This window comes from Xanthomonas arboricola pv. populi (assembly GCF_002939945.1).
In the GTDB taxonomy this organism is placed as follows: Bacteria; Pseudomonadota; Gammaproteobacteria; order Xanthomonadales; family Xanthomonadaceae; genus Xanthomonas; species Xanthomonas arboricola_A.
On the sequence record NZ_MDEB01000011.1, the window covers coordinates 97,650 to 103,871 of the forward strand.

General features: G+C 61.4%; 6 protein-coding genes. 4 read left to right on the forward strand and 2 right to left on the reverse strand.

All coding sequences use genetic code 11. The annotated features are described in order from the left end of the window. Positions 1 to 253: 253 nt before the first annotated feature. Positions 254 to 1,129: a hypothetical protein gene (locus XaplCFBP3123_RS20280; RefSeq protein WP_104535653.1), complete on the forward strand. Its 876-nt coding sequence runs from the start codon at positions 254 to 256 to the stop codon at positions 1,127 to 1,129. Between the two features lie 226 nt (positions 1,130 to 1,355). On the opposite strand, the gene XaplCFBP3123_RS20285 is transcribed toward XaplCFBP3123_RS20280, so the two are convergent. Further along, complete coding sequence (locus XaplCFBP3123_RS20285) at positions 1,356 to 1,976, reverse strand: DUF4142 domain-containing protein (RefSeq protein ID WP_104535654.1); 621 nt, start codon at positions 1,974 to 1,976, stop codon at positions 1,356 to 1,358. Between the two features lie 304 nt (positions 1,977 to 2,280). Here XaplCFBP3123_RS20285 and XaplCFBP3123_RS20290 point away from each other — a divergent pair, with 304 nt between their 5' ends. The 3 genes from XaplCFBP3123_RS20290 (at position 2,281) to XaplCFBP3123_RS20300 (ending at position 5,513) form a co-directional block, all read left to right on the forward strand. Further along, positions 2,281 to 2,949, forward strand: a complete 669-nt coding sequence (locus XaplCFBP3123_RS20290; protein ID WP_104535655.1) for a hypothetical protein — start codon at positions 2,281 to 2,283, stop codon at positions 2,947 to 2,949. Between the two features lie 409 nt (positions 2,950 to 3,358). Then, on the forward strand, positions 3,359 to 4,543 hold the full coding sequence (locus XaplCFBP3123_RS21775) for a hypothetical protein (protein ID WP_253254266.1): 1,185 nt from the start codon (positions 3,359 to 3,361) through the stop codon (positions 4,541 to 4,543). 238 nt (positions 4,544 to 4,781) lie between these two features. After that, positions 4,782 to 5,513 carry a carbon-nitrogen hydrolase family protein gene (locus XaplCFBP3123_RS20300; RefSeq protein ID WP_172453412.1) on the forward strand — a complete coding sequence of 244 codons (732 nt, stop codon included), beginning with the start codon at positions 4,782 to 4,784 and terminating at the stop codon, positions 5,511 to 5,513. Positions 5,514 to 5,636: 123 nt separating this feature from the next. On the opposite strand, the gene XaplCFBP3123_RS20305 is transcribed toward XaplCFBP3123_RS20300, so the two are convergent. Continuing rightward, positions 5,637 to 6,222: hypothetical protein (locus XaplCFBP3123_RS20305; RefSeq protein ID WP_253254267.1), on the reverse strand; the 586-nt coding region annotated here is incomplete at its 5' end.

Below are 6,222 nucleotides of genomic sequence, written 5' to 3' on the forward strand. Positions count from 1 at the left end.
CCCGTCCGGATCGACCCGTCTCTACCCGATCCCTGGTCGACCCTTCCTACCGTGACTGCACTCATGCGCAACTCCGCAACGATTCTTGACCGCTGCAGTCAAGCACCCTGCCTGCGAATTTCATGTGTCGGTGGAATTGACGAAAATCAAACAAGCCCGGCTGTGGTGAGGGCTGAGGCGGCACTGGCCAACTCCCAAGCGTTGTAGGCTATGGCTTCAACCTGCAAGGAGAGCAAGGATGCGGAGCTACGTCATGGCGGCGCTGCTGGCCATCGCCACAGTTGCAACGGCAAAGGATCAGAAGCTGAGCCCGAGCCGTGCCGGAGAGATCGTAGGGCTTTGGCAAGATGTCAGCGCCAACGACGACATCGTCAAGGAGGACTACGCCGGCTTCGTGCAGGTTGTCGACTTGGACAAGGATGGAGTCGATGAGATCGTCTATCTGAGTTCTTCGTATTGCTCGGGTTCCACGTCCGACTGCCCCAACAGCATCGATGTATTGCGCAAGCATCCCCCCGGGAAGGCACCCAACGTCAGCGCTCCGATCGACGCATGGGATACCAGGGCACGCAAGACCGGTTATACGCCAGACGCCAGCGAGCAGATTCCTGGCGAAGTGATGACTCTTGCAGTCCAAGGCAATCGCATCGAGGTCGTGTTCGTCGTGCAGGAGAACTCGCCGATCTGCAAACCGGAACAACCCAATCCGGACGGGTCGCAGCGCTGTCCCGCCCCCGGCCGCTACAGCTGGACGTACACCTGGAAGCCAGGCGCCCTGGCGCGCATTACCGGCGCTGGCAGCTATGAACCACACGTCCCCAAGACCCATTTCCCCGAGCAGCTGCGAGGCGCCTGGGTCACCGCAGGGATCGCCTGCCGCGACGCCGAGACAGCCGACCCCAAGCACCTCATCCAGTTCGGCTGGGATCACATGACCGGCAAGGGCGAAGACCTCTGGCCCAACGCGGTCATGCTGCTGGCACGCACACCATGGACATGGCGCATCGTCACCGCGTCTGCCAACGCGCCGGAGAAGGACGTTCCTGCAGTCTTCATCCTCAGCCAGATGGAAGACCGCCTGATCATTGCAGAGCAAACGCGCGTCAGAACCTTTGATCGGTGCCGCTGAGTGGGACGTCGGTTGCCATCGCGTTTACGGCAACGCGAGGTGCGCTCGAACGCATCGCCAGAGAACGTTTGATCAACGCCCGCGCATGCATATCAAATAAACCCGAGCCCGCTCTTCGGCGATTATGTCGGCTCCTATGATGTAACTAGTGCCGGGAAGCGTTGCGAGCAATCAATCGTGAACCACTAACGAGACGTGGCAGACCGTCGATCTGCCACGCCCACGCTTACATCGCCTTCTTGATGGCTTCCGCCTTCGCAAGGTGCTGCTCGACGTGCGTCTTGGTCTCGGTCAGGTGCTGCTTGACCAGCGCGGTCGACGCCACCGTCATCATCTGCGTCTGGATCAGCTGCAGCGCGTCCTTGTGCCCGGCGATCATTGCATCGATATAGGCCGCCGCGTAGTCCTTGCCGGACGTCTGCCCCAGCGTGGACAGGTCCTGCTCGCCCTTGCTCTCCAGCTTCTTGACGTCCGGTGTTTCGGCCAGCGTCCCCAGCGCCTTGGTCTTTTCCAGGTTCTCGGTGTGCTCCTTCTCCATCATCTTCGCGTACTCGAGCACCGCGCCGGTGACCTTCTTGTCCTGCGCCTGCTTCGCTGCGGCGATCTCGTGGTTGTCCACCGCCCCGAGCAAGCCAAGGGCGATGTCGTCTCCGGAACTCGCGCGCGCCGCGCCTTCCGGCGCCGGGCTGGCTTCGCCGACAGGCGGTGTGGTCGGGGTCGCCACACCACCGGTCGGCGTCGGTTCGGTGGACGCGGCAGGCGCTGCGGCCTCCTTGTCGGCATCCGGCTTGCAGCCAGCGAGCGCCAGCGCCGCCACGATGGACAGGACCAACAGTGATTGTTTCATGCTCCACTCCCTCTCGATTGGAGACAGCAGCATCTGCCTGCCCAGGTGAAGAAGGCTCATACACGTCCACTGCGTTACTCGGATGCACGCATCGCCTGCGGGGCGAATGCGCAACGCCGCACCATGCGCGGCACCACGCCGCAATCGGCGGCGCGCCCTTGCGTGCAGGCGTGGAACTGGAGGTGGGTCAAGCGCGGCTGCGGTACACGTGGCATGTAGTGACACAGTGCATGTGGTAACACGGCCCTGCTGAAAGACGGCCCGGTTTGCCGCACACTACCGCGCCACATTTGGAGTGATTGCCATGCATAAGGCCTGGATGCTTGCCCTGTTGGGCGTTTCGCCATTGCTCCACGCCGCACCTGCCGCCGACGATGCCACCTGCCGCAACGGGTTGTTCACCAGCGCGCCGGTGGCATTCTCCCTCGGCAAGGTCATCCCGCCGCGCCTGTACCTGCTCAAGGACACCGATGGTTGCCCGGATACGGGCGGGGCCGCATGCCAGGGGCGCGCCTACGTGGTCAAGAACGATATCGTCCTGACGGCGCAGCGCCGCAATGCCTATGTCTGCGTGCTCTATCCCAACAAGGGAGGCGGCAATGCCGGTTGGGTCGCACAGTCCAGCCTGCAGATGCAACCAAGCGCGGCCACGCCCACACCGCAGGCGTGGAACGGCCACTGGCACGACGGCGACAACACGCTGCAATTGACCACCAACGCCGACGGCAGCATCACCGTCAACGGCGATGCGTACTGGCCCAGCGCCTTTCCCGACCCGGAACAGACGCCGGGCGGTCCGCACACCGGCTCGGTCACCGCGCGCGGCTATCCAGAAGGCAACCGCGTCGAGGTCAACGAGGACACGTGCAAGGTGCGCCTGCAATTGCTGGGCGACATGCTGCTGGCCGACGACAACCTGGAATGCGGCGGAATGAACGTGTCCTTCGGTGGGGTGTATCGAAAGAAGCCATAGCAAACGCAGGCATCCTGTGCGCCACTCCCGCAGAGGACGGCGCACACGTGGTTGCGCAAACTCCGAGCACTGGCCGCTCCCAACGCAGCCCCACGCGCCCCCGCCTCACAGAAGCAGGCACGCCATCGAGGACCGCGCGGCATAAAAGCCGATGCGAGGTGGCGCAGTGCGGTTTCCGTTGGCCTGCACCGGCCTGAACGGATTCTGGCTCGCTCGACCCCGCAATCGGGCCAATGCACGGCAGCAGCAGGACGGGCCAGATCACCTGGCCAGCGGTGGCGCACCACGTGGACCGGAGTCATCTATCATTGCCGATTGCTGTTTTGAAGGAATTGCGTTGAGACGTCCCGCCCCACGCCCGCTGCACGCATTTCTGTTTCTTTCCGTGGCGTTGCTTGCCGCTTGCAGCATGAACACCACCACCAACACGCCGCCGCCATCGGTGGACACTACCGCCAACGCAAATTACTGCATCGGGCGGCTTGCCGTGACGTCCAACCTGCCCCTGCATTTTCTGGGGAGTTCCGCGCAGTTTTACTGGGGCGACATCGATACCTACCGCGAGGACGCGGCCAGCTATGCGCAGCGCCTGCTGGCCGCACAAGCGCCGGCCAGCGATGGCCGGGTACGCCAGCTGATCAAGCCCGTGGAAACACTGGCACAGGACGATGGCAGGATCATCGTCGCACACGCGGAAGACGCGTTGCCGCTCGACCCGAATGTCGTACAGGTCACCGGCTTCGCCCATCGCGATGGCACCACGTTTCGTTTCCAGAAGACCGCCATCAGCCGCCTGCAGGACATCACCGAACGGCGCACCAAGGACATCCTGGCCTCGATCACCAGTAGCGCATCGCCCTTCCCGCCAGCGGCGCAATCCCGGCAGGGGTTTTGCGTCATGCACGGTGCTGTCAATCTGGTCCCTGGGCACGACTGGCACGAAGCATCCAGGGCTGAGGGAGAATTCACCCTGCAGGAAACGCGCTACCGTTTCAGTCTGCGTTCGCGCTACCTGCGCTCGCTGTCGTTGAACGCGCAGGAAGTGACAAACCAGCGCGACCTGCTACTGGCACTGGCGGGCGCCGTACCGGACTCCGGCTTGGCACCGATCAGTGAACTGTCAGGTGCCGCCGGCACCCCATCGCAAGGCAGTGCCCGCCTGCTCGAGATGACGACAGCCGACGGCAAGCAACAGGTCTACGAGTGGCACATGCCGGCCGTCAGTACAGCACCCAATACGCCAGCAACGTTTCTCTACATCTGGCCAGCGTCCGGGCAAGCGTCAGCGCAGGACCAAGCCAAGTTCAGAAGCTGGGTCGTGGCCCATCCGCAGCAGACCACACCGCTGTTGCAGATACAGCAACTAGCCAGCAGCGTTGAACAGCAGCAGGCGACGCCAGCAGTAGAAGAGAGCAGGCTGGTGTACCGGATGCAGCTGCATTACCACGGCGACCAGGCTGCCGGCGGGCGCCATTATGTGATCTACAAGGATGGCCAGAAGGTCGATGATGGATTCAGTGATGCGCACGGTTTTACCAAGGCGCACAACGCGGATTACGACCAGATATGGACAACCAAGGTGCTCAACAAATGAGTACCTGCTTCGGTGCGGCGCACCCTGATTTATAACCAATCACGCTGGAGAAGACCGGTAACCATCCGGTCAACCCATCCTCCTGAGACCGGCGCTGAAGACAGGCATCCAGGTAAGACGTCTCGCTTTCGAAAGTGTAGGCGTTCGAGCAGCATATCCGGGCTTTCAAGCGCACTATGGTTACCAGCCTTTCGGAATCCGCTACGCTCAACCCCAATACGTGGACACGAGACAGGCAATGAAGCTGACCGCTGCGCAAATCCGTTCGACGCCTGGCGAAATCGAAGAAAACATCAGTAAGCACCTCGATGTCATTCGCCTGGCTGCGAGCAAGGGTGCGGATGTGCTGGTCTTTCCCGAGCTGTCCCTCACCGGTTACGAACCCGGATTGGCGCAGGCGCTGGCGGTGCAGCCGGCTGATCAACGCTTTGATCGATTTCAGCTGGCAAGTGACCGTTACGGCATGCTCATCACCATTGGCGTACCCACGGAGGGGGCGAAAGGCACCGAAATCAGCATGATCTGTTTCCAACCAGGGTTGGCGCGCACCACCTACTCCAAACAGCAGCTACATCCCGACGAGTTACCGTTCTTCACCGCCGGTGATGAGCAGCTTGTTCTCAGACACGCAGATCAGGTGCTGGCGCCTGCCATTTGCTACGAGTCACTGCAGGCAAGCCATGCAGAACAAGCCGCAGACTCAGGCGCTCATGTTTACCTGGCAAGCGTGGCCAAATCCGAGAGAGGCGTGGCATCGGCCTACAGCCACTATCCGACGATTGCAAAAACGCATTCCATGACTGTCTTGATGGCAAACTGTGTAGGCCCCGCCGACACCTTCATAGGAGCGGGCCGGTCTGCCATCTGGAGCAGTAACGGTGACCTCGTTTGCAGCGGTGATGCCTTCCAGGAGGCATTGGTGGCGTACGACACGAGGGATGGAGAAGCGAGCGTCTTCAGATTGCCTTGAGGTCGGACCAAGACCAACGAGAGGCGGCCCTGTCTGTGCGGTGACATTCGGCAATCCCACTTGCCCGCTGCGTCGGCAGCTGCGCGAGGACATCCGCGGCGGCGGGTTTGCTTGACTGCATTATCAGGACGCAACGACCTGGGGATATGAGTCCTTTGCGCTGTTGAGCTCAACGGCCAACTTCCCTACCTTGGACAGTAGCTTGCCGATATCCTGCTCAGGATCAGCGTAAAAATAATCGATGCAAAAGCGAAGCGACGTACCAAACTGCTCGCCGATGGGTGGAAGCGCAACACTCCTGATCTGCATCGGCTCGCCCGCTCGCGCCGAATCGCGTACCCACCAGGAAATGAACTCGAGTGCCTTGAGGCCTTTCGGATCGCGCGTGATACCAAAGTTGACGGAGATGACAAGCTCGTTGTCCAAGCCTCCCCTTGTGCGCTTCAACGCGCCGAGCGGCAGGTCGGCATACGGAAGAAGACCGAAGTCGCTTTCCGTGACATCAGAAAGATCCACCTTGTCCACCGCTGCATCGGTAATGCCGGGAATGGACGCAATGGCATCTTGCAGCTTTTGTACTTCAGGCGGCATTTCAGCTCCAAAAAGGTTGATTCGGACGATCGTCGTCGAAGCGCTGCTTGCCGTCGATTCCTTACAGCCTAGGGAACCTCTGAACAAAGCACAGCAGATGCGCGACACTATTGCCACA

Bases quoted from the DNA above. Each gene is read 5' to 3' on its own strand.
- XaplCFBP3123_RS20280 (WP_104535653.1), top strand. From the start codon at position 254: ATGGCGGCGCTGCTGGCCATCGCCACAGTTGCAACGGCAAAGGATCAG.
- XaplCFBP3123_RS20285 (WP_104535654.1), bottom strand. From the start codon at position 1,976: ATGAAACAATCACTGTTGGTCCTGTCCATCGTGGCGGCGCTGGCGCTC.
- XaplCFBP3123_RS20290 (WP_104535655.1), top strand. From the start codon at position 2,281: ATGCATAAGGCCTGGATGCTTGCCCTGTTGGGCGTTTCGCCATTGCTC.
- XaplCFBP3123_RS21775 (WP_253254266.1), top strand. From the start codon at position 3,359: ATGAACACCACCACCAACACGCCGCCGCCATCGGTGGACACTACCGCC.
- XaplCFBP3123_RS20300 (WP_172453412.1), top strand. From the start codon at position 4,782: ATGAAGCTGACCGCTGCGCAAATCCGTTCGACGCCTGGCGAAATCGAA.